The following is a 2,040-nucleotide window of genomic DNA, read 5'->3' as shown; positions in this document are numbered from 1 at the left end:
GTCCTCCCGGTTGTGCCGAGCGAAGGGGGAAACATATCCCTTATCGTCTGCATCGTATGATCTCCTACGATCACGACTCAGCCAGAGCATGATGCGACCAAAAACACATTTTTTGCTTGAACTTGAAACCACCTGGTTGACGCTTACTGCACGACAGTCGGACCGTTTTTCAGCTTCTCCGCCAGCCCGTAGAGTGTACGATCCAGTGCGAGTTGACCCGACAGGTAGCGCGAAATCATGGCACGGAGCAGTCCTCCCGGTGAACGGACTTCTCCAGCATCTGTCCGTGCGGCAATTGCTGCGATCACCACTGCATTCGGATAGTCCCCAAAAACAGCTTGGCCCTGTGCCCAGGCGTGTCTGGAAATTCCCAGCTGTTCGCACGCGTAGAGCGCTGCCTGGATGATCTGCGTCTCGGCCGGCCTATCGGAAGTGCAATACTGACGGAAAATCGGGGCAATATGCAGCACGAATGTCGGCTTGGCCCGGAATCCCCTCAATGGATCCGCCGCAGAAGGGGGTGGCGCCTGGTGTTCTGCAACACGGGAAGACGAGGACGGCCGACTACGCGTAGCTTCAATGCAATTTTCGGCGAAGCCGTCTGCTTTTACAGTAGCTTTAGCTAATATGGATGGGTTTGTATTAGTATATTGGGGTCGCTCAGGTGACCCCATGGGGTCACTTTCCACAGATAAAAGAGACGAAGCTTTGGTCTCATCAGGTTGATGTTCGACCTCTTGAAGATACGAAATGTCCCTCTCCAGCTGATCGTGAAGCTGGCGTAACTCCTGGCATATCGGGTCAAGCCATTGAGGATCGCGATCTGTCCCACGCTGACTGACCAACGCAGAGGTGCGAGCCAGTATCTGTTGTCTATCTTTTACCGTAAGCCCTGCCTCATCAGCAGTCTGGAAAAGAGCATAGATCGTCCTGGCAATCATCGTGACTTCGCGATGCAGGCGGCGACCTTCCTGTTGCCGCCACAGAGCCGTTTGTGCTGCGCGTTCCAATTCCTCAAATCGGCGGGCGAGCGGAGAAAGATCAAAGCCGTAAGCCTGCTGTCCCCTTGGAGTGAACGGGCCTGATCGCCTGTATCGCTGTCCGTTAGGACTATCCCGGTAGAGAAGCCACCCTGCTTCGGCAAGTTCGCGCAACAGAGTTTTGACGCGGGTTCGGCCGAGGTCAAAGCGTTGCTGGATATCCAGATTGGAAGCCGTCGAGACGGGCAGAACATCGTCCTCACCTGACCAGTCGGCAGGTTGGGTAAATGCGATCAGATAACAGAGCAGTTCTGTCTGCTGGCATGTCAGGCCGAGAATCGACCGTCCCTGACGCAAATAGCGATAAAGGTCGCTCATTTCCACAGCCTGCAGCGGTAGGGCCTCAGCTGTTGTGCGCGCCGCAACCATGGCAGGCGTGATTTTCCTGATACCCGCAGAACGGGCATAACCTTCTGTTATCATTATTCTTTTTATCCGACGAATGGGTAAAAAAAACCCGTCGCGCTCCTGACCCGCAGGACAAGCATCCCCTATGGCAAGAAAAGACTTGCAATTTTACGGCAAATGTCGGAGAAAAATTGTCGCCAAACGATTTTTACTCCGACATCCCCTTGGGAATGTTTTTTGTGTCTGCAGGCCTCGCGAAAGCGGGGCCTCAGTCGTTTTTGGGGGAAACTATGTCATGGCTCATTCTTCCTCTCAGTCATACTGACGAACCAGGCCGCACTGGCTGCCCTATCCATCACCTCTTACATATTCCTCACTGCACGATCTTTTCCTTTCAATAGGAAAAACCGATGCACACGAGACCTTTGGTTGGCGCACCCACTATGTGCTCGTCATGCGACAGGATGCACAATCAAGATGCGACCAACCACAAGGGCATAAATGTTTGAGACTGATTCCACAACAAACAGCACCACTATTTGTACAAAAACAAACACTTATGCCCAGAAAACTGAGACTGGACGGATACCGAAAGGGAGTCGTGAAATAACAAATTCCACCCCCCGGATTCTTGCAAGATGGTTTCCGAAAA

The 2,040-nt window shown here is 52.9% G+C and carries 1 protein-coding gene; it reads right to left on the bottom strand.

Going from position 1 to position 2,040, the window contains the following annotated elements:
• Positions 1-143: 143 nt before the first annotated feature.
• Complete coding sequence (gene repC / locus FKW19_RS15020) at positions 144-1,463, bottom strand: plasmid replication protein RepC (RefSeq protein ID WP_116100371.1); 1,320 nt, start codon at positions 1,461-1,463, stop codon at positions 144-146.
• Between the last annotated feature and the right edge of the window lie 577 nt (positions 1,464-2,040).

Origin of the sequence: Acetobacter sp. DmW_125128 (assembly GCF_008704325.1) — a bacterium.
GTDB lineage: Bacteria > Pseudomonadota > Alphaproteobacteria > Acetobacterales > Acetobacteraceae > Acetobacter > Acetobacter oryzifermentans.
Note: the sequence above shows the minus strand (reverse complement) of the source record. Positions and strands in the feature narration are given on the sequence as shown.